Source organism: Mesorhizobium sp. M0500 (genome assembly GCF_040321165.1).
In the GTDB taxonomy this organism is placed as follows: Bacteria; Pseudomonadota; Alphaproteobacteria; order Rhizobiales; family Rhizobiaceae; genus Mesorhizobium.
In genome coordinates, this window is record NZ_JAMYRB010000044.1 from 1 (window position 1) to 21697 (window position 21697).

Consider the following 21697-nt stretch of genomic DNA (forward strand, 5'->3'; position numbering starts at 1 on the left):
CGCGCGCCTGGGGCTGTTCGCTTTCAAACACTCACACGTTGCCGCACCTGGGCCACTCCCTCGCCCCCCTTCGCCCCGATCGGTCGGGGGGGGGTATGGCCCGGGGCCGCCCGCCTGGGCGCCCCCGGTCTCGGATTCCTCTTCCAGCACCAGCCAGCCATTGAAGCGTGGCGCTGCACTGGCGATGTCGATCACCGCCGCGGTATCGCAGACGCCCTTGCCGAGCATCGCCCATGTGCCGCTGGCATCGACATCCTTCAGGTGCACGTAGCGGATGCGGTCGCGATAGGTGGTGAGCGTATCGGCCATGTTCCGATGGCCACGCAAGATGTGGCCGGTATCCGGCACCCAGCCGACGAGCGACGGATCGACCAGCCCAAAGATCCGGTCGTAGTCGGCGCGATCGAAGAGCAGCGTGTTGTGGTGCGAACTCGGATGCACCGCGACCTGGACGCCCGCCTTGCGCCCTAGCTCCCCCGCCTTGTTGTAGACCTCCGCGGCGATGGCAAATTTGTCGTCGCGCGGGCCGTCGGAGACGACTGTCGCCGAGCCCATCGACACCAGCGTGTCCGGAAAGGCAGCAGCGAAGTCGATCCATCGCTTCGCGGTCTCGAGGTCGTTGCCGATCTTCTCCTTGAGCGTGAAGCCGCTCTTGGAACCGAAGGCGAAGGAGACGAGCGTCAGGCCTGACGCCTTGAGCGCGGTCGCGAACTCCGCCGGCTTGTCGGCATATCGGCCGATCATCGTGTCGGTGATCTCGATGCCGGCATAGCCGCCATCGGCGATCGCCTTCAAGAGATCGTCCGGGCCGCCGGCAAACCGCTCTCCGAGCATTTCCCAGGTAAAGGTCTGGCAACCGACTTTCAGGTCTTTCACGATCGTCCTTTCATTCCTTGATGCCGCCCCGCGTTAGCCTTGCGGTCCTGCCGTTCGTTGAAGGCCTTGATTAGGTCGCCAAAGGTTTCCTTGCCGAAGAAGGCGGCGCTGGCAAGCTGATTTCGGAACGTGATTGCGCCCGCGCCGGTCGAATGCCGAGACCCGTGTCGAGCGCTGCGGCGCCCAGCATGCCGGCGCCGATGAGAAATTGCCGGCGATCGGCGATGGTGACGTGACCCACAGGCTTCGTAGCGGCGGTCGGCCGTTTTTCATGTCAGTCATTTCCTCCCCTGAAGGCTGGGGCCTCCAATGTTGCGCCAGCATTTTCGCATGTTCTGCAAAAATTTTACGCGCGTCAATATTTAAAGTGCTGTATAGCGGGCTGTGATTGCGGCTCGCCACCGATTCAGCAGGCCCGCCGAAGTGTCATCGCGTTGGGAGGCAGACTCGAAAATGCAAGCAAAATCACAGATTAAGCTCGGTATCGGCATTGTCGGATGCGGCAACATCTCGATGACTTATCTGCGCAACGCGGCGCTCTTCGGCGGCCTCGAGTTGCGTGCATGCGCCGACATTTCCACCGAACTGGCGGCACTGCGCGGCAGCGAATACGGCATCCGGGCAGTCAGCGTCGACACGCTTCTAGCCGATCCGGACATCGACCTTGTCCTCAACCTGACCGTCCCGGCGGCGCATTTCGACATCTCGTTTTCGGCGCTTTCGGCGGGCAAGCATGTTTTCACCGAAAAGCCGCTGTCAACCTCAGCTAGCGACGGCCGCCGGCTTGTCGCCGAGGCGGCGAAGCGCAATCTGCTCCTAGGCTCGGCCCCCGACACTTTTCTCGGCGCAGCCGGACGGCGGGCGCGCCGCCTGATGGACGAGGGCGCGATCGGCCGCGCCGTCACCGGCACCGCCTTCATGATGGGGCGCGGCATGGAGCACTGGCATCCCAATCCGCAATTTTACTATCAGCCGGGCGCCGGCCCAATCTTCGACATGGGCCCCTATTACCTGACCATGCTGGTCAACCTGCTTGGGCCGGTGGCACGCGTGATGGCGATGGCGACTCGGGGACAGGAAGTGCGCCTTATCACTGCCGAAGGTCCCTACAGGAACACCAGTTTCAAGGTCGGCACGCCGACCAACATCCTATCGCTGCTGGAGTTCCGATCGGGCGCCACCGTCACCTTCGGAGCCTCCTGGGATGTCTTCAGACACTCCAATCACCCTATCGAACTGCACGGCACGGAAGGCTCACTGCGCCTGCCCGATCCTGACACGTTCGGCGGCACCGTATCGCTTTCGGAACGCGGCGCCGACTGGGCCGACTTCCATAGCGAGAGCGAGCTCTACGGGGGGCGCAACTGGCCTTACGCCGCGCCCGACCGCGCCAACTACCGCATGCTTGGCGTCGCCGATCTGTCGCATGCGCTGACGACGGGCAGAAAACCCCGCGCCTCCGGCGATCTCGCTTTGCATGTGCTGGAGATCATGGAGGCGATCCTCGCTTCGGGAGAAAGCCGCGAGTCCGTCGCCGTCAACGGGGCGGTCGACCAGCCGCCGCTTCTTGGCGAGGACGAGGCGACGAGCCTGCTTGCCTGAGGCGTAGGATCAGTCGATGGCTACGTTGCTTTCATCACTTCTCGATCCGGAAGCCCGGCATGTGCTCGACCTCGGCCGACAGGCTTCCGCGCGGCCGTTCGACGCCGGCACGCCTGAAGAGGCGCGGCGCGCCTATGAGGAGAGCTTTCCCACACTGCAGGGTGAACGCGAGCCGGTCGCCTCACTGAACGAACGCTTCATCGACGGGCCTAGCGGCCCGTTGACGCTCAGGATCTATCACGGGCGACGGGCGGCCTTGGCCAGTGCCCCAGCGTTGCTTTATCTGCATGGCGGCGGCTGGGTGATCGGCAATCTCGATTCGCATGACGAGATCTGCCGCTGGTTTGCCAACATGGCGGCCTGTGTGGTCGTCTGTCCCGACTATCGGCTGGCGCCGGAACACAAATTCCCGGCCGCCATCGAGGATTGTCGCGCAGCATTTGCCTTCATGCAAAGTGCGGCCGACGATCTCGGCATCGACGCGGAGCGGATCGCTGTCGCCGGCGCCCGCGCCGGTGGCAATCTCGCTGCGGTGCTGTGCCTGATGGTGCGTGGGAGCAAGAATCCGCCGACCGTGCAATTGCTGTTCTATCCGAACACGGATGCCTCGCAGACAGCGGACAGCTATCGCCGTTTTGCTGAGGGCTATGGTCTCACCGCGGCAACGATGGCCTGGTTCCGCGACCACTATGTCAACCATGCCGGGGATATCGACGACTGGCGCGTGTCGCCGCTGAAGGTCGCCAGCCTTGCCGGCGCAGCACCAGCCTTTGTCGCGATCGCCGGTCATGACATTCTCGTTGACGAGGGTGAGGCTTACGCAAAGCGTCTGCAAGATGACGGCGTGCCTGTCGTGCTGAGGCGCTGGCCTGGCCAGATCCACGGCTTTGTCTCGATGGGCCGCCATGGTCCGGCCTCGCGGCAAGCCGTCGGCGCGGCGGTTGCCGCGTGGCGCGGCTTCGATGGAAAGCTCAGGCCGATTGACGCATAACCAGCGTCGCGTCGAGATTGACCTTAGCGGCAACCTCAGCTCCATCCTCGTTCAGCAGGGCCAGCAGCGTCTCGACGCTATATCCCGCCATGGCGGCGAAGTCCTGCGCCATGGTGGTGAGGCCTGGACATGTGTAGCGGCTCAGCGGGTGATCGTCATGAGCTGCGACACGCAGGTCGCAGTCGGCCTTGCGACCGACCTTGAGGCCTTGCGCGTAGGCGGCCGCCATCACGCCGAAGGCGAGACGGTCGTTGTTGCACAGAATGGTCTTGCCCGACAGGCCGCCATTGCCGAGCATTTTTTCCATTTGCTCGTAGCCGATCCGTTCGAAATCCCATGTGTAGTCGTCGGTGTTGCCGATGACGACAGGCTCATGCCCGAGCCGCTTCATAGAAGCGATATAGCTTTTCAGTCGTTCTGGCGAGTTGTGGTTGACGTGCGGGATATCGAAATAGACCGGGGCGTCGCCGGACCGGCACAGATACTCGACGATGGTCGAGACGCTCTGGGCATTGTTGTTGCCGACGAACGGCGTTCCGCCTTCGAGATAGGTGTCGAAATAGACCACCGGTATGGCCTGCGTCAGCTTCTCCAGCGTGCGGTGGTCCGAGCGCAGGCCGAGCGGCGCGATGAGTGCACCGGAGACCTTCAACGACAGGATGGTTCGCGTTGCCTCCACTTCGAGCTCGCGCGAGCCGTGCGAGGAGATCACGATCGGCCAGTAGCCTTCGTCGCGCAGCCTTAGTTCGATGCGGCTGACCATCTCCGAATAAAAGGGGTCGGCCACTGTCGGCACCATGATGCCGATGCTGCGGGTCCGCTTGCGGTTCAGGTTGCGTGCAAACAGATTGGGCTGGTAGTCGGACGAGCGCAGCGCCTCTTCGATACGCTGCCGTGTCGCTGGCTTGACGCTGGTCGGATCGTCGAAATATTTCGACAGCGTCGGCCTGGAGACGCCGCAAGAGCGGGCAAAATCATCCATCGTCTTGTGCGTCGTCGGCATTCAAACGCCTCGCGTTCTGGACATCCAATCACGGGGTTGCCCTAAGCGCTGCCCCAGGGCACCCGCATACGGTGCGCTGCCGTGCAACGGCAACGCAAAAGTTTACAGAGGGCTTCAGCAGTTTCAACGCGTATCGCTGAATTTGTTTCACGCGTAAATTTATTAGTTAACGCGAAAAGTACAAGCCTAATTGACTCCGGATATCGGTTGCCGCCAGGCAGAATTGCACGCGGCCGAGAGGGCCGTCCGAGTCGGGGCCTAGGGACTCGGTTGCCAATGGGACGAGCTGCCAATTCTGAGCACCACAATCCGGAAGGCACCTAGACATAGCGCACTTCGACTCCCAGCTTGTCCAATCGACTGCGAATCCCAAAGGGCATAGCGGTGTCGGTGATGATCAGATCGACACGTGACAACGAAAATGCCTTAGATGAGGCGCCAATATCCCATTTGCTTGAATCCGCCACAAGGATCACGCGCCTGGCCATACGAACCAGATTGCGTTTTGTGCGCGCAATGTCTTCTGAGACATCGACGACATCGAATGACTGATCGATCGCATGCGCGCTGAGGAACGCTTGGTGGGCCACAAGGCCGCCCACAGCCCTATCAAAATCCGACACGATCGTGCTGACCGTCGAGGGATAGACCCGACCGCCTATCATATGCACGTCCAGCCCAGGGCGATACATCAGATGCTGTGCAATGTTCATCGCGGTTGTGGCTACTACCACATTGTTGACCGGGGGCATCTGCATTGCGACCTGCAGCAACGTCGAGCCGCTGTCGAACACCACGGACTGGTTGTCTATGATCTGGCGCGCCGCCATCTGCGCGATACGCCGTTTGGCATCGAAATTGCGAGACATCCGCTCTTCGAAGGCCGCCGCGGGCGAATCAGCGGGCAAGGCGATCGCACCGCCATGCGTTTTGATCAACTGCTTTTTTGCATCCAGAATTTCCAGGTCGGACCTGATGGTCACCTCGGAGACGCCGAAGTTTTCCGCCAGTTGGCTGGTACGCGCCTGGCCGGTCCGCTGAAGCGCGAGCATGATCTGATGTCGCCGTTGTTCCGCAAGCATGTGTAACCCCGAATTGCTGTTTGGATAACTGCACGCCAACCTTTCGAAAATCGAATAGGAAACCGGCCTGCGTTTGAGAATTCGAGGGATACCGCCTCACCGCAGCGAACGCTAGCCGTTGCAGTTGCAACCTATATCGAAACGAAAGAAATCGAAATATTGAATATTGTTTTGCTTTCGAGTTAGGGTCCTCAACGTCAGATCAACAATTGCGAAGGGACTGCACTGATATGGGCCTTGGAACTAAAATTCGCTTGTCGCGGCTGTTCTCGCATCGATCTGGGAACCTGTTCGGTGGTGCCGTCGACCATTTCGTAGGGTACGGCAACGTCCGCGAGGGAGGCCTTGCGGATCTGCCCGGCGCGCTCAAGCGGGTGATGGCCGGAGAGCCAGATTACATCAGCATTCAGCCTGGTGCGGCGCGTCATTTGTGGCCGGCTTACGCCGGCAAGGCAGCGCTGGTCATTCAGGCGGGATGCTTTACGCCCGACGATCGGATCAGTCAGTTGATCGCGACGCCCGAAGATGCAGTGCGCTATGGTGCCGATGCGCTGGCGGTCGCCATTCCGGTGCGGGGCGATACCGAGGGTCACTACATTCGTTGGCTTACCGATACGGTCAACGCGGCTGCTCGTTTCGAAATGCCGGTCGTTGCACATGTTTATCCCCGCGACTATTCAAACGGCTGCAAGATCGTCTTCACCCCCGACGAAATCGCCTACGCAGTGCGGATTGGTTTTGAGACCGGTGTTGACGTGATCAAGGTCGGATACACCGGGGACTTCGACTCATTCAAGGAAACCGTGGCAACTTGCCCGGTTCCCATCGTTATCGCCGGCGGTCCGAAGACCGAGGATCTTCTGGGCGCTCTCACCCAGACGTCTGAAGCCCTGCGCGCCGGTGCGAAGGGTGCCGTCGTGGGGCGCAATCTGTGGGGGCACGGTGACACCACGATGGCAGCGCGTGCATTCAAGTGCGTCATTCACGATGGGATGGCACCGCAAGACGCTTTGGCGGCTGCGGGCACGTGAGCTGTGACCGGCAATCTGCAGGTTTTGGGCTTCGGAGCCTTGGCGATTGACGACATCATCTATGTCGACAGCCCGCTGGGTGCTGGCAAAGGGAAGGTGACAAATCGCACGAAGGACCACGGCGGCAATGTGGCGACGGCACTCGTTGCTGTCGCCAAGCTGGGGGGGCGTGCCGGTTTCATCGGCTGGCTGAGTGATCAGCCACTTACGGATGTCGGCGCCCACGAGCTTGAACGACACGGCGTCGACATATCTTTCGCGCCACGTCGTGCCGATGCCAAGCCGATCCGGTCGGTTATTACGGTCGCGCCCGATGGTGACAGGTTCATCGCCTATGATGATGATGTGCCGCACGGGACCTCCGATGCGCTGGCCGATAGCGTCCTTGCGCAAGCCCAGGTGCTGCTGATCGACGGTTACGCCACGCACGCTGACATGATTGTTGCTCGTGCCCGTAAGCTGGGTCTGGCGGTGGTGGCCGATATTGAGTGGACTGTCGGACCTGCGACCGAACGATTGATCCGCCTGTCAAATCACCTGGTATTGCCTCTGAAATTTGCCCAAACCTATACTGGCGAGGCCAAGGCGACAGCGATCCTGCGCAAGCTGTGGTCAGATGACCGCTCCGCGGTCGTGTTAACCGAAGGCGATCGAGGAGCCTATATCCGGCAAAAGGACGATGTCGTTTTGTGGCACGTTCCGGCCTACAAGGTCAGGGCAGTGGACACGACCGGCGCGGGGGATTGTTTTCATGGCGCCTATGCCTTCGCCCTTACGCAGGGAAAGCAGCCTGTCGCCTGCGCTGTTTATGCAACTGCCGCGGCCGCGATCTCAGTGACGGGCCGGGGTGGCCGCATGGCTCTGCCGGATCACAACGCCTGTGTCGCGTGGATGGCGAAAGAAAATGCACCTGTGCCCATACCGATTACGTCGCCAGACTGAGAATTCATCACTCGGATATTGCCGCTGCTGGTGGGACGTCCGAGGCGCGCGGTTAACCGCGCAGATAGCAATGCCGGTTCGATCTGCAGTCGCGCCGCGCGGAGGCTATTCGATGTTTAGGTAGCGCTGACAATAGGGAGGATGTGACGTGGCTGTTGTTGTGTTGGACAAAATTTGCAAGACCTACGGGACGAAATTCCAAGCCATCAAGGATCTTAGCCTGACGATAAACGACGGCGAGTTCCTCATTCTCGTTGGCCCGTCGGGATGCGGAAAATCGACAGCCTTGCGCATGATCGCGGGGCTGGAGGAGATCAGCAGCGGAACCCTGACCATTGGTGGAGAGAATGTTGAGGACCTAGCGCCGAAGGACCGGGATATTGCGATGGTCTTTCAGAACTATGCCCTTTATCCGCATATGACAGTGTTCGACAACATAGGCTTTTCGATGAAGCTTGCGGGGAAGAGCAAGGCCGAGCGGACGAAGCGCGTCCATGAAATAGCAAAGACCCTGCAGCTGCACACGCTGCTCGACAGTAAGCCGGCCGCGCTGTCTGGCGGACAACGCCAGAGGGTCGCCATGGGGCGCGCGATGGTGCGCGAACCGGCAGCCTTTCTCATGGATGAACCCTTGTCAAACCTCGATGCCAAGCTGCGCGTGCAAATGCGCGCGGAAATTGTCAGCCTGCAAAGACAGCTGGGGGTGACCACGATTTATGTAACACACGATCAGACCGAAGCCTTGACCATGGGCGACCGGGTTGCGGTCTTGAAAGGCGGTGTCCTTCAGCAGGTCGACACGCCAAAGACGCTGTATAATCGACCAGTCAATGCCTTCGTCGCGGGTTTCATCGGCTCGCCGTCGATGAACCTGTTCGAAGGCCGTTTGCACAATGGCAGGATCAACCTGCCGACCTTTTCGATACCGGTGCCGACGAGTGCGTTTGAGCGCTCTCCTGGTCTGAGCGCCTTCGAAGGCAAGACGCTCATTTTCGGCATACGCCCCGAGGATCTTTACGACGGCAGTCTGGAATCGGGATCGCGACATGCCACTCTACCGGCCATCGTGAAGACGACAGAGGAATTGGGATCCGAGCTTATCGTTCATTTGAAGGTCGACGCGGTTCGAATCGATTCTGGCGACCCAGATGCTGTTGAAGATCTAAGCGGCGCAGCAAATGTCGTAGCGAGGTTTGAAGCCGTCAGCGCGGTCCGGCCGGGCGCGTTGATTGATCTGGCGATCGATGCGGCCAAGTTGCACTTCTTCGATCCCCAGACGCACCTCACAATCTAGCGTGGTCCGCGATGGTTGACCCGGCTAAAGGGACGGAGGCGCAAATGTCGCTTCCGTCTTCTGGTCCATTTGCGTAGGTGACGGTAGACGCTGGCTTCGCTCTCCTGGGCAATCCGACCAGTTCTCGCTCGCCCATCACAGCTCGGGCCGTCTTCGTTGGCAATTGGTGAGACTTTGCTCGACATCGGTTCAGCGCGCGACAGCCGATTTTTCCACCGGAGGTGGAGATCGTCTTGTGCCCGGCGGCACCCTGTCATCGACAACCAAAACGATCGCCTGAACGCCTCTGAATTGCGACGTCTACGCGAGCGCGCGACCCCACCGAATGGCGTTTTTTCTCTTCGAATATACGACTTTCATTTGTTTTCTTTTTAGGGGAGTGGCTTTCATTTGTTTACGAAAATAGAGAAAGAAAGCGGCACAAGCAATGTGCACAAGGGAAAAACTACCGCCAGAGAACTTAAGAAAACCATATACCAATCAATGGCTTACATTCAGTCATAACGTCCCGGCATCCTACCCATTTTTCACGATTGCAGTTCTTGATTGACACAAAGACCCGGAAAAGAACCTAGTTTGATCGCGATCGGGAGGATCGAGCCAAACGTCGCTCCTAGGAGGAAAACATGAACGTCAGAAGATATATTGCTGCGGCCACGTCCGCTGTGGCTGTCTGGGCACTGTCTGCTACCTGCGCCTTTGCTGAGACCAATCTCGAATTCATCCAATGGTGGGAGCCGGAAATGCCCGCCGGTGCTCTGCGTAGCATCATGGACGACTTCGAAGCCAAAAACCCTGGTATCAAGGTGACGCTCGTCAGCGGTCCCTATTCCGCCACCCATGATCAGATCGTAGTCGGCGCCGCGTCGGGGACGCTCAGCGACGTCGTCGGCCTGGACGGAGCATGGGTCAATGGCCTTGCAAAGCAGGGCGCAATCGCTTCCATGGACAGCCTGATGGCTGACGCCAAATATGATCAGAGCCAGATCGCTGACATCATCAAGGTCAACGGCCAAAGCGTCATGTTCCCGCTCGCCTCGTTCGTATACCCGGTCTTCGTCAACCTCGATCTGGCCAAGGCTGCTGGTGTCGACAAGATGCCGGCCAACCGCACAGAATTCGCCGCTGCCGCGAAGAAGATGACCAATGCGGACAAGAACGAGTACGGGTGGGTGCTGCCGCTATCGCTGCAAAACCCCGGCGGCATCCAGAACGACGTGATGTCTTGGGTCTGGGCTTCCGGAGCATCGATGCTCAAGGACGGCAAGCCCGACGTGGAAAATGAGGCCGTGGTCGGTACACTCGAATACGTCAAGTCGCTACAGGACGCCGGCGTCATATCGCCAGGCATCTTTGCCAAGAAGGAACAGGACAAGGTCGAAGAGTTCGTCAACGGCCGTGTCGGAATGATGATCGACTCGCTGGCTCATATCAATCTTATCCGCCAGCGTAACCCCAATCTCAAGTTCGGTATCTCTGCGCTTCCTGCGGTCGACGGCTATACGGGTAAGCGCGGACTGCCCTATGCCTCTTGGGGCATCGGCATTAGCAACAGCACCGAGCATAAGGCAGAAGCCTGGAAGCTTGTTGAATATCTGATGAGCCCGGAAGTGAACGGCCGCCTGGTATCGCTCGCAAATGCCTTTCCGGGCAACGTGCAAGCGAAGCCTGACTTCTCGAAATCGGACCCGCTGTTCGAGGAAGCCTTCAAGATCTTCCAAAGCGGTCACTTGGCCAATGAATTCGTGGGCTTGCCGGTGGCCGAAGACCTGATGCGCGACATGAACGTCGAAGTGCAAAAGATGTTCGACGGCCAGCAAACCGCAAAGGAGGCCGCTGCCAACACGCAAAAGCAGTGGTTGGTTGACTTCGCCAAGTAGGCGCCGCTTCAGACAATTCGGCAGCGCGATAAGATCTATCGCGCTGCCGCTGCATCGGAACCGGACCATACGGTCGATGACCAAGCGGATTGTACCTCATGAGCCTCGCCAACGAAGGTTTGATCGTCGCGCGAACGAAAATGCGCAAGCGTGGCATGCTTTCTTACAAGACGAGAAAGCGGCTCACTCCGCTGTTTTATGTGGCACCCGCCACGTTTTTGTTTTGTCTACTAATGCTGTTTCCCATGATCACGGTCCTGCGCTATTCGCTGATGGACGGCGCAATCATGAAAAAGGACGCTGCTTTCATAGGGTTGCAGAACTACGAGACGATCTTCACAGATCCAGTCTTCTGGCAGTCGGTCGGGCAGACCCTCTATTTCACGGTGATGAGCGTCATTTTCCACCTTCTAATCGGCCTGGCCTTCGCCCTATTGCTGAACACCCAACGCGTCCCTCCGATGATTAGAAGCATCCTGCGTGTTCTCTACATTTTGCCATGGCTCTTTACGGCAGTCATCATCGCGATCATCTGGCGGCTGCTTTTGGATCCCAATGGCGTGGTCAACAGCATTTTGATGACGCTCCATATCGTCAACTTCAAGGTCGAGTGGTTCTCCTCGACGAAAACCGCGATCCATGCATTGACGTTTGCGAACATCTGGGCGGGATACCCTCTATATATGGTCAGCTTGCTCGCCGGTCTCCAGGGCATCCCCAAGGACCTTTACGAAGCCGCCGGCATCGATGGCGCCAATGAGTTCCAAAAGTTTCGGTACATCACGATCCCGCAGCTGATGCCGATCATCATCAGCATCGCCCTGCTGGATTTCATCTGGACGATGCAAGTCTTCCCCCTGGTCTGGATGACAACGGGCGGTGGACCGATCCATTCGACCGAGGTGCTGAGCACGTATACCTATAAGCTTGCGTTTTCGAGTTACGAATTTTCACAGGCTTCGGCGAGCGCGATCTTCATCTTGATCATCTCGATGGGCGCGACTTACTTCTACATCAAACACCAGAAGGCCAGGTGACCGGCAATGGCAAAGCGCTCCTTCAAAAACACCGTTTTGCCGACCGTACTGACATATCTCGGGCTCGCGGCCGGTCTGGTCTTTGCAGGCTTTCCAATCCTGTGGATGTTTTTCACTTCGTTGAAATCGAACACCGAGATCTTTGCCCTGCCGCCGAGACTGTTGCCCGACCATTTCACGAACGTGGCCTATCTTTCGATCTTCAATGATCCGACCAAGGTGCGCTTCTTTCTCAACAGCTATCTGGTCGCGGGAGTGGTAACCCTTCTGACGTTACTGATCGCCATTCTGACGGCCTATGGCTTCAGCCGCTATTCATTCCGGCTTAAGAATACGCTTAACGTCTTCATCATCAGCACACAGACCGTACCGCCGATCACGCTTCTGATTCCCTATTTCGGCATGGTCGTCGCCTTCGGCATTTTCAACACCTATTTCGCGCTGATTCTAACCTACATGGTATTCACCCTGCCTTACGCAATCCTTCTGATGACCGGCTATCTCAATACCCTGCCAAAGGAACTCGATGAGGCAGTGCTGGTCGATGGGGGGTCAAGTTGGACAGCGCTATGGCGTGTGATTATCCCTCTTTCAGTCCCCGGCGTCGTCGCGACCGCGGTCTATACGTTTCTGTTGGCGTGGAACGAGTTCCTTTTTGCGCTTACTTTGACGAAGTCGACGGACATGCGGACCGTTCCGATCGGTATCGAGTTGCTTATGGGCCAACATGCGTTCGAATGGAACGAGATGATGGCGATGAGCGTGCTGGGATCACTCCCGCTTCTGATCCTGTATCTGATTGCACAACGTTACTTCCTCGCGGGCCTGGCCGCCGGGTCGGTGAAGAGCTGAGCAAACTGACTGCCAGTTCGCTGTTCGCTGCTGAACACATCAACCCATTCCGGCCCCGAAGGTCCGGTCTTTGACAGCGCCAGCGCTATGCCAAATCCTGCACGTCGAGGGTCGTGCAGGCCGAAGGCGGCGACTGATCGCGCTCGACATCTCTCCCGCGGTTTCCCAACTGTTTCGCCCCGATGGCCCGGCGCTGACGCCGCTGCCGTCGACCTGAGTGGCGCACTCGGAAGTTGAATCCGACTGCTGACCAAGCCGGCTTCTAGCCTGGCCTCGGCATCCCCTGCCTTGTCGATTTCGCCATCTGATGCCGCGATAGCTCGACACCGGTCTGCTGCAATGCAGCACATCAAAACCCGCGGCACACCATTTTAAATCTTGACGCGTGTCAAATTTTTATAAAACATGCGGAAACGCGGACAAGGCATCGATCAGCGCGGCTGGAAGTGACGAAAGCCGGCGTCGGCGGTCCTGTGACGCGGACATACGGGCCGCTCTATGGCGATGCCTTCTCCAATGAGCTCGAAAGCTTCCATCGCCACATCATGGACGGCACCAAACCTCTGACCGATCTCGCGGACTCTCGTCGCGACTTGGCGCTGATGGCGGAGATCATTGATCGCATGAAACAGACTACGGGGATTATGCGCTGAAGCTGCCCTTTTAGGGTAGATCCTACGAGGAGATTGCATTGGCTCCCGGCTGGCGGGTCTACGCTTTCCGGCTCGCGGTCTATCCGCCAACCATCAGCTTGACGACTTCGTCATGGTTGGTTTCCGATATCTTGCGCTCGCCGGCCTGGACGCCGCGCCGCAGCACGATGATGCGGTCGGACACGGCGAAAATATCCAGCAAATTGTGCGAGATGAAGATTACGCCCCTGCCCTGGGCCTTGAGTTGGTGGATGAGCGAAATGACCTTGCGCTGTTCGGGCACGCCGAGGGCCGCGGTCGGTTCGTCCATGATCAGGATCTGCGCGTCCCAATAGACGGCCCGGCCGATGGCAACAGCCTGCCGTTGACCGCCGGAGAAATTGCTGACCGGGGCATCGAGCCGGCTGACATGGAAGTCCAATCGCCCCATGGTCTTCTTGGCGGCGACGGCCATGGCCTTGCGATCGAGCACCGGCAAGAAACCGAAGGCCTTGCGCATGGGTTCACGGCCAAGGAAGATATTGGCGCCGATGGACAAATTGTCGGCGAGAGCGAGATCCTGATAGATGGTTTCGATGCCTTTTTCGCGCGCCTCATGCGGCGTCGCAAATGTCACCGGCTGACCCCTCAGCAGAATTTCACCGCCCGTCGGCTGAAAGACGCCCGATATCGCCTTGATCAGCGTGGTCTTGCCGGCGCCGTTGTCGCCCGCCAGGGCCACCACTTCGCCCGGCCGCACGACCATGGAGAAATCGTTGAGCGCCCGGACGGCGCCGAAGTGCTTGGAAAGATTCCGGACTTCCAGGAGGGGGGTGGTCTGGCCTGGGCTATTCATCCTGACGGGCTCCACTGAACCGGCGCTGCGCCTGGTCGATGAGAACGGAAATGATGATGACGACGCCGACGGCGATGAACTGCCAGAACGGCTCGACATTGACGAAAACCAGCCCGTACTGAATGACCGCGATCACCAGCGCACCGGCGACCGTCCCGAAGATCGTGCCCGATCCACCGAACAGGCTGGCGCCGCCGATCACGACGGCTGCGACGCTGTCGAGCAGCAACGGCTCGCCGGCCTGGGCCGCGCCCGCGGTGAAGCGCGCTGCATAGAGGGCGCCACCGAGGCCTGCGCACATCGCCGAAAGCACATAGAGGCGCAGGATATGGCCTCTGATGTCGATGCCGGCACGACGAGCCGCCTGCACATTGGCGCCGATGGCGTAGTTATGCTGGCCGAACCGGGTCTGGCTCAGGATGTAGTGCATCGCGACGACGAAAACGGCTGCAATGATGACGAGATAAGGCACACCGTAGAACCTGCCGTTGCCGAGCAGCGCGAACCAGGAATTCTGGACCGGCACCGTCGTGCCGCCGGCGAGCAGGAAAGCAGCGCCGCGCGCCACGCCAAACATGCCAAGCGTGCCGATGAAGGGCGGAATTCTGAGGCGCGAGATCAGCAAGCCGTTGATCATGCCAGGGACTCCCGCGACGATCACGGCCGCCAGAATGCCCACCATCATGGCCAGAGGCACCGGCATGGCGGCGCCAGCCAGATTCGTGGCATGGGCCGCAACAACAGCAGCAAGGCCCATGATGAAGCCCAGCGAGAGGTCGATGCCTCCCGAAATGATGACGAATGTCTGTCCGGTCGCAAGCAGCAACGGCGCCACGGCAAATATCGCAATGGATTGCACGTTGAACGGATTGAGCACGAAGGTCGCGCCGAAGGAGGCCCTCGACCAAACCTCGAAACAGATGATCAGGCCGGCGAGAAACAGCCAGGCGCGCCCTTCGGCGATGCGTCCGAGCCAGGTCCTGGCCGGATCACCATGGTCGGCCTGAGGGGCGACATGGGTTTCGCTCTGCTCGGTTGGTGATGTTGAAGTCATTGACACATCCGATCCGCAGCGCGGCCTCCGTCAACAGGGTCCCAGAGACCCGGCGCTGGTCTCCTCCCGGCAAGCCGGAAGGGGACCAAGCTGGTTGGAATCATTCGGAATAGAGGTACCTCATTCGGAATAGAGGTACTTCGAGATGTTCGGGTCCGCGATGTTTGACTTGTCCATGATCGTAAAGCCGGTGCCGATCGCAACCGGGATCGACTGGCCGGTCAGGTGGGCATAGGCAGAAACGACACCAAAATAGCCGATCTCGGCCGGATGCTGGGCAATCGCAACGTCCACCAAGCCGGTGTTGATGTTGTCGACGATGCTGACCGGTGCGTCGAACGCGACGACCTTGATGGTCCCGCTTTGCCCTGCCTGCTTGACGCCGTTCGCCGCGCCGATCGCCGAGAACAGATTTGCACCGAACACACCAACGAGATCGGAGTTGCGCGCGAACGTCGCTTGGAGCTGCGAGGCAGCCTTGTTGGCGTCGTCGTCGTTGAACTGCGTCTCGAGCACGGTGATGTCCGGATGCTTCGCCATCTCCTTCTTGAAGCCCTCTTCACGCTGATCGGTGGTCGAAATGCCGGGCTTAACGTTGGAAACATAGACCTTGCCTTTGCCGCCTATGGCCTTGACCAATGCCCGCGCGGCGATCTCGCCGCCCAGAATGTTGTCCGAAGCAATATAGGACAGCGGGAAATCCGCCTCACCGGCACCGGTCTGGTAGACGCCGCTGCCGATGAAAGTGTCGACGGTGATCACCGGGATGCCGGCATCATTGGCCTTGCGGAGCGGCTCGACCAATTGAACCTTGTCGGTTGGCGCGATCAGGATCGCGTCTGGCTTCTTGGCGATGACCGCGTCAAGCACGGGGACTTGCGTTACCGGATTGAAATCCGAAGCGCCCTGGAACACCAGGGTCACGCCAAGGGCATCGGCCGCCGCCTGAGCGCCTTTGCGCATGGTGATGTAGAAGCCGTCGGTGGTAAGGCCCGGAACGAGAGCAATGGTGAACTTCTTGTCCTGCGCCAAAGCGGGCGTGATCAGCGCCGTTGCGCAGATGGCGAGAGCCGCCAGGGCGGCAACAATCTTCTTCATAACATCCTCCTCATAATGTTGGCAGATTTGCCGTTGCGATTGATATCGGGAATGGCCGTCAATCTGTTCAGGCTACGAATCGTAAATGCGCTGACGGCCGGAAAACGGGTTTCGCCTGCTTGCTGTTACGGGCAGCTCCTCCCAGGCGCCCAGTCATTAGATCAGCCAGTCGAAACCGACCAGCCCTGCTGCCCGCAGTCCCGTTTCCTCGCATCCGCAAGGTCCAGAGAACTGCGCCGCTCGGCGCGCATGCGCGCCTAGCGGCAGGTTGTAACACTTTGCTGAAAGAAATTGCAACCGGTACTTCCCTGGCCGGAACGCTTTTCAAACCGGACAACATCTGTCTGCTCCGCAGGGCCCGCACGGCAGACTATTGCCCCCAAGTCCCTGACGAGACAACAGGTGATTTCGGGGCCCCAGGCTCCCGGACCGCGTGGCGTCGATCGGTTCAGGATTGATCAGGCGCGCCGATGTCGCGCATCATGGTGTCCGCCTTCTATCGAGGCACGAGAGCCACGAGGATGGCTTGCGCCGTTTTCGTGTCCGTTATCAGGGCATTGATGAGTCTCGCGCGGACGGCACCGATGATGGCCGTCGCCTTCTCCGGCGAGGCGGCAACGCCGATGACCAAGGGGACGGTTCGAAGCTGGGCCGGCGACATTGCGATCATCCGGCCCTCCCCTTCCCACGGGATAAGGGTGCCTTCGGCGTCGAAGTAATGGCGGATGACGTCTCCAGCCGCATGAAACAGGGCCTGTTCGCTCAGTGTGGCCGCGCTCGCCTCGGGCGGATTGATGGCATGGGGCAGGCCGATGCCGACGATCGCAACGTCGGTCCGGTCCCAAAGCGCGACGCTGTCGCGGATGGCCGCATCGCCAAGGAAGACCTGACGCAATTCGGTGGACGGCAGATAGGGCGCATGGATGAAATGCGGCGTCCCGCCGAACTCTTCGGCGGCCAGCCGTACAAACTCGTTGATCTGGAAATGCGCCGCCTGCTGCTGCATGCCGCCGGTGGCAGCGACGGTAAGGACCCCGGGAATGCGCGGCAGGCCTGCCCGGATCACCTCGCGGATGGCTCGCCCCCAGCCGACGGCAACCACCGAGCCGGCCGTCAGTTCCGCTTGCTTGAGCAAGGCGCCGAGCGGTGCGGCGAGCGCCGTCAGCGCTCCGGCTGCCGGCGTTTCGACAACCGCGGCGTCGCGCAGCCCCAACCCGTCAATCAACTGCCTGGTGATGTCCTCGGGCGTCACAAGATCGAGAACCTCGATCCGCACGATGCCCTCTGCTCTCGCCCGCTGCAGCAAACGCGATATGGTGGCGGTGGAGACACCGAGCCGGCGCGCAATGTCGACCTGCGACATCTCCGCCTCGTAGTGCATTTTGGCGACCGTATGCAGCATCGTCCGCGATGCGGCCGCATCTTGTGTGGGAGGGACAGACAGCTTGCAATTCCTTTCAGCAATGTGTTACAGACCCATCAACCGATGGGAGTTATCGCGCAAATCCGGCAGACTCGCAACTTGGGTTCGTTTCCACCGAACGTTGCTGCCAAGCCAGATTTCTCGGTTCGATAGCGCATCAAAGCGGCAAACCTTCCTGCCGGCAGGCAGGTAAAAACTGAACATTTCTTGTTCCACGGATCTGCGCCCTGGTGAATGGGCGCCAACATCGGACAAAAGACCATGACAAAGATGACGACGGCGGAGTTACGCGGCTATCAGCAGATATGCGGCAAGGACGGGGCCATGATGGCCATCGCCTGTGACCAGCGCGGCGGCATGCGGACCTTGCTGGCGTCGGACCCTGCCGAACAGGCCAAAATCACCAACGACATGCTCGGCGACACCAAGGAGGACATCACGCGATACCTCGCCAGTCAGGCATCCTGCGTGCTGCTCGACCCGCTCTGCGCGGTGCCGCGGGTTGTCGATGAAGGGGTGCTGAACCGGGATACGGCTCTGCTCATCGGCCTCGATGCCTCGGGCTTCGACGTCTCGCCCGCCGGCTACCGGCTGTCGCGCCTCGTTCCCGACATCGACGCGCGCCGCGTCCGCGAACTCGGTGGCACCGGCGGCAAGATCATGGTCTATCTCAGGGCCGACAGACCGGAGGCGAACGAGTATAACGTCGCCATTCTGCGCCAGTGCATCGCCGACTTCGGGCAAGAGGACCTGCTGCTCATCGTCGAATTCCTGACCTATCAACTCGAAGGCGAAAGCCTTGAAGACTATACGGCCAAGATCCCCTGGCTTGTCGAAGAGGGCACTCGGATTTCGCTGGAATGCGGGGCAAAGGTGCTCAAGCTTCCTTATCCCGGAACGCCGGAAGCCTGCGCCAGGATCAGCAGCATGGCTGGCGAGGTGCCATGGGCGGTCCTCTCCGCCGGCGTCAACCACGCAACGTTCCTGGGCCAGGTCGAGATCGCGATGAAGAACGGCGCGTCAGGCGTGATCGCCGGCCGGTCGCTGTGGAAGGACTGCATCTCGCTGGACCGTGACATTCAGCGGGAAAGGCTTAAGACCATCGCAGTGTCGAGATTGCACGAGCTTCAGGCCGTGATCGGAAACTACCGGCAGAAAGCCGCTTAGTCATTCGCCGTTCACACCGGGCACACACGGGACGTCATGCCTCATAGTTCGATGGCCATCGGGATCGATATCGGCGGCACCAATCTGCGCGCCGCCCGCATTTCCGGCAGAGGCGAAATCCTTGACCGCATGTCCGAAAAGAGCGCGCCGGACCCGGCGCTCATGCTCTCCCGGATCGCCGAGATGGTGCGCCGGCTCGATTCTCCGGAGGTTGCCGCCATCGGCATCGGCGTCCCGGGACGCGTCGATGCGCGGCGTCGCGCCGTCTTGTCCGGAGGCTATGTCAACCTCGCCTCGGTCTCCCCGGCGCAACGGCTGGAAAACCTGGCGGGCAAGCCCGTCGTGATCGACAATGATTGCAACATGGCACTGGTCGCCGAGATGGCTCGAGGCGCCGCCATGGGTCACGAAAACATCGTCATGTTCACCATCGGGACCGGCATTGGTGGTGCCGTGGCTCAAGACCGGCAGATCGTCCGCGGCAAGGGGACGGCGGGGCAGCTCGGCCATATCACTGTCGACATATCAGGCGAAGCCTGCGTCTGCGGCCGGCGCGGCTGCGTTGAAACCACCAGCTCCGGTACAGCACTTGGCCGTCACATCTCACGCGCAGGCCTCGGTCCGGATATCTCGGTCGATCAGCTTTTCGCCCGGGATGCGAGCGGCGACACGCCGGTGCGCGGGATACTGGAAGCCTGGGCCAGACCGTTGCGTGCGGCAATTGATACAGCGGTGGCGATGTTCGCCCCCGATCTGGTGCTGCTCGGCGGCGGACTTGGCCAGGCGGCCCATCAGGCGCTTGCCAAGGCTCCGGCCTTGGCTCCCTGGTACCAATGCCCTGTTGAACCGGCGCAACTCGGCGACGACGCCGGCGTCATCGGCGCCGGTCTGCAAGCGCTGGCAGGGCAGGCGGCGGTTACGGCCTCGCCGGTGACCTCGCCATCCGCTGGACTCAACCCGGGCCGGCGTGCCGTGCCCGGCCAGCGCGCCGTGCTCGTCAACGGCATCCCCGCCAGCGGCAAAAGCACGGTCTCGCGCGGTATCGCCGACCGCCTAGGGTGGCCATTGCTTACGCTCGATACCATTAAGAACCCGTTCCTCGAAGTGCTCGGCGGCGGCGATCGTGAATTCAACCGCTCGCTCGGTCGCGCCAGTTATGAAGCCATCTGGTCGGTCGTCGGCGAAGCTCCCGCGGGCACAACAGTTGTCGTCGATGCCTGGTTCGGCTTCCAGCCGCGCCAGGTGCTCGAGGATCACCTGCGAAGGGCTGGTGTCGAGCGGACCGCCGAAATCTGGTGTCATGCACCCGGCGAGGTTCTTGCCGAGCGCTATCGCGCACGGCTCGACCAGCGTCCCGCTGGCCACCCCGGGGCGGCCTATGTCCCCGAGCTGATCGAGCTGGCCAAGCGCGCCGAGCCGCTGCGGCGTGGACCGCTCTTTGATGTCGATACGACAAAACCAATCGCTTTCGATGCCATCACGCAATGGCTGCGGGCGACGATTGACACATAGGCAGGCGAAGCTTGCGCGCCTGAAATGATGATCCGCGCGCGACTTATCCGCGGCGTGATTCACTCGTGCTCTTGATTTTGATGCCGGGAGCGGAAGCTCGCGCTGGATCGAGGTGACATGGATGACCACGCCCGAGCCTTGCTCCATCATCATCGGCAACAGGGCAGATCAAGCAGGGTTCATCGGCTTCGCGCGAGGATGATTTGGAACAACGGGAAGACCAAAGACGTTCGTGCATATTGCATCCGCCAGCCACAGGTCTAACGCTTGCTATTCTCAGTAGTTCGAGGCGTACCATGTTTCGCAACTCGGGCATCATTTCTCTGCCTCGCCCGCTTGAGCGTCGTGTGGACACTCTTGCCCAGTCGTTCATGCGCCAGCGGCTCGGATCTCAGATGGACTTCTCGACTCCGGAAGGCGAGCCGGCGCTGTTACCACCCAATTCCGTAACCTGGCGCATTTTCAAGAACCCTGTTGCGCTGTTCATCGGCGGGGTAACGGCGGTGCTGCTCGAATTGGCAGAGCCGCGGGTTCGCGACGCCATTTGGCAGCACAGCAGCTTCCGCTCCCTCGCGCTCCGACGATTGCAGCGTACGGGCCTCGCTGCTTTGGTCACGGTCTACGGCCCCCGATCCAAGGCTAAGGCCATGATTGAAGATGTGGTCAGGATGCATGGGCGCGTTTCGGGTCGAACCAGCGAAGGCGAGCCATACCACGCCACCGACCCGGAGCTGCTGGACTGGGTGCAAGCGACGGCCGCGTTTGGTTTCATGGAGGCCTATCACACCTATGTGCATCGTCTGCATTTTTTCGAACGGGACGCGATGTTTGCTGAGGCTCGCCCCGTGGCGCTTCTCTATGGTGCGGTCGGCGCGCCCACGTCTCAGGCCGAGCTTTACGCGCTGTTCGACGTGATGAGGCAAAGACTCGTCGCGTCGCCGATCGTCTCGGAGTTCCTGCAGATCATGGAAGAAGTTCCCGCCTTGCCGGGAGTTGCTCGACCCCTTCAGCGGCCGCTTCTGAAGGCGGCCGTCGAGATCCTACCCCAATGGGTCCGCAAGCGGTTGGAACTCGGCGACCGCTGGACCTTGAAGCCGTGGGAGCGTGCTGTTGTGAAGACGACGGCTGCAATTTGCGACAGCACCGCGCTTCATTCATCACCAGCCGTCCAGTCGTGCCGCCGCCTCGGCCTTTCCGAGAGCTATCTCTATCGCCGAACGGCATCCGAAAACTTACACAGAACCGGACAGTGTTCCTTGACCTAAATGTCAGGCCCGCGTCGTGCAGACGTTCAGCTTCTAGTTAACGCGTCTTGAAGGCACGAACTCGATAGCCCACTGGACGGTGGGGCGTGACGGAGGCCCG

19 protein-coding genes and 1 pseudogene are annotated in these 21697 nt (G+C 60.3%); 12 read left to right on the forward strand and 8 right to left on the reverse strand.

What is annotated here, in order from left to right; genetic code table 11:
* Positions 1–834 (reverse strand): sugar phosphate isomerase/epimerase family protein (locus tag NKI70_RS32150; RefSeq protein ID WP_352726154.1); only part of this gene is annotated, 834 nt, incomplete at its 3' end.
* A gap of 495 nt (positions 835–1329) precedes the next feature.
* On the opposite strand from NKI70_RS32150, the gene NKI70_RS32155 reads away from it, so the two are divergent.
* Positions 1330–2478, forward strand: coding sequence for a Gfo/Idh/MocA family protein (locus tag NKI70_RS32155; RefSeq protein ID WP_352622022.1), 1149 nt, complete (start codon positions 1330–1332; stop codon positions 2476–2478).
* 16 nt (positions 2479–2494) lie between these two features.
* Positions 2495–3469 (forward strand): alpha/beta hydrolase, encoded by a 975-nt coding sequence (locus tag NKI70_RS32160; RefSeq protein ID WP_352726152.1) that lies wholly within the window; start codon positions 2495–2497, stop codon positions 3467–3469.
* Here the strand turns inward: NKI70_RS32160 and NKI70_RS32165 are convergent.
* Together NKI70_RS32165 and NKI70_RS32170 are read right to left on the reverse strand one after the other, a co-directional pair.
* Positions 3450–4472, reverse strand: coding sequence for a LacI family DNA-binding transcriptional regulator (locus tag NKI70_RS32165; RefSeq protein ID WP_352571730.1), 1023 nt, complete (start codon positions 4470–4472; stop codon positions 3450–3452). The genes NKI70_RS32160 and NKI70_RS32165 overlap by 20 nt on opposite strands.
* A 320-nt stretch (positions 4473–4792) precedes the next feature.
* A complete protein-coding gene (locus NKI70_RS32170) occupies positions 4793–5554 on the reverse strand; it encodes a DeoR/GlpR family DNA-binding transcription regulator (RefSeq protein ID WP_352457858.1) in 762 nt (253 codons plus the stop codon).
* A 230-nt stretch (positions 5555–5784) separates the two neighbouring features.
* Between NKI70_RS32170 and NKI70_RS32175 the strand changes: the two genes are divergently transcribed.
* The 7 genes from NKI70_RS32175 (at position 5785) to NKI70_RS32205 (ending at position 13243) form a co-directional block, all read left to right on the forward strand.
* On the forward strand, positions 5785–6585 hold the full coding sequence (locus tag NKI70_RS32175; RefSeq protein WP_352457857.1) for a beta/alpha barrel domain-containing protein: 801 nt from the start codon (positions 5785–5787) through the stop codon (positions 6583–6585).
* 3 nt (positions 6586–6588) lie between these two features.
* On the forward strand, positions 6589–7527 hold the full coding sequence (locus tag NKI70_RS32180) for a PfkB family carbohydrate kinase (RefSeq protein WP_352571729.1): 939 nt from the start codon (positions 6589–6591) through the stop codon (positions 7525–7527).
* 148 nt (positions 7528–7675) lie between these two features.
* Positions 7676–8821: an ABC transporter ATP-binding protein gene (locus NKI70_RS32185; protein ID WP_352700298.1), complete on the forward strand. Its 1146-nt coding sequence runs from the start codon at positions 7676–7678 to the stop codon at positions 8819–8821.
* Between the two features lie 626 nt (positions 8822–9447).
* Positions 9448–10701, forward strand: a complete 1254-nt coding sequence (locus NKI70_RS32190) for an ABC transporter substrate-binding protein (protein WP_023680291.1) — start codon at positions 9448–9450, stop codon at positions 10699–10701.
* A 98-nt stretch (positions 10702–10799) separates the two neighbouring features.
* Positions 10800–11738 carry a carbohydrate ABC transporter permease gene (locus NKI70_RS32195; RefSeq protein WP_352622030.1) on the forward strand — a complete coding sequence of 313 codons (939 nt, stop codon included), beginning with the start codon at positions 10800–10802 and terminating at the stop codon, positions 11736–11738.
* A 6-nt stretch (positions 11739–11744) separates the two neighbouring features.
* Positions 11745–12590 carry a carbohydrate ABC transporter permease gene (locus NKI70_RS32200; protein WP_352524729.1) on the forward strand — a complete coding sequence of 282 codons (846 nt, stop codon included), beginning with the start codon at positions 11745–11747 and terminating at the stop codon, positions 12588–12590.
* 446 nt (positions 12591–13036) lie between these two features.
* Complete coding sequence (locus NKI70_RS32205; protein WP_023680287.1) at positions 13037–13243, forward strand: hypothetical protein; 207 nt, start codon at positions 13037–13039, stop codon at positions 13241–13243.
* Between the two features lie 79 nt (positions 13244–13322).
* Here NKI70_RS32205 and NKI70_RS32210 read toward each other — a convergent pair whose 3' ends face one another.
* The 4 genes from NKI70_RS32210 to NKI70_RS32225 form a co-directional block, all read right to left on the reverse strand.
* A complete protein-coding gene (locus NKI70_RS32210; protein ID WP_023680286.1) occupies positions 13323–14078 on the reverse strand; it encodes an ATP-binding cassette domain-containing protein in 756 nt (251 codons plus the stop codon).
* The gene (locus NKI70_RS32215; RefSeq protein WP_023680285.1) at positions 14071–15132 is read right to left on the reverse strand and encodes an ABC transporter permease subunit; all 1062 of its coding nucleotides are present in this window, start codon (positions 15130–15132) and stop codon (positions 14071–14073) included. Before NKI70_RS32215 ends, NKI70_RS32210 begins: the two co-directional genes overlap by 8 nt.
* Positions 15133–15252: 120 nt before the next feature.
* Positions 15253–16230: an ABC transporter substrate-binding protein gene (locus NKI70_RS32220; protein WP_352457851.1), complete on the reverse strand. Its 978-nt coding sequence runs from the start codon at positions 16228–16230 to the stop codon at positions 15253–15255.
* 496 nt (positions 16231–16726) lie between these two features.
* Complete coding sequence (locus tag NKI70_RS32225; RefSeq protein ID WP_023680283.1) at positions 16727–17632, reverse strand: sugar-binding transcriptional regulator; 906 nt, start codon at positions 17630–17632, stop codon at positions 16727–16729.
* A gap of 282 nt (positions 17633–17914) precedes the next feature.
* On the opposite strand from NKI70_RS32225, the gene NKI70_RS32230 reads away from it, so the two are divergent.
* The gene (locus tag NKI70_RS32230; RefSeq protein ID WP_031213032.1) at positions 17915–18820 is read left to right on the forward strand and encodes a tagatose-bisphosphate aldolase; all 906 of its coding nucleotides are present in this window, start codon (positions 17915–17917) and stop codon (positions 18818–18820) included.
* Positions 18821–18856: 36 nt separating this feature from the next.
* A complete protein-coding gene (locus NKI70_RS32235) occupies positions 18857–20332 on the forward strand; it encodes an ROK family protein (RefSeq protein WP_352700297.1) in 1476 nt (491 codons plus the stop codon).
* Between the two features lie 84 nt (positions 20333–20416).
* Here NKI70_RS32235 and NKI70_RS32240 read toward each other — a convergent pair.
* Positions 20417–20497: pseudogene (locus NKI70_RS32240) on the reverse strand (short-chain dehydrogenase); the annotation flags it as partial.
* Between the two features lie 131 nt (positions 20498–20628).
* Here NKI70_RS32240 and NKI70_RS32245 point away from each other — a divergent pair.
* Complete coding sequence (locus NKI70_RS32245; protein ID WP_352648452.1) at positions 20629–21597, forward strand: oxygenase MpaB family protein; 969 nt, start codon at positions 20629–20631, stop codon at positions 21595–21597.
* Positions 21598–21697 lie beyond the last annotated feature (100 nt).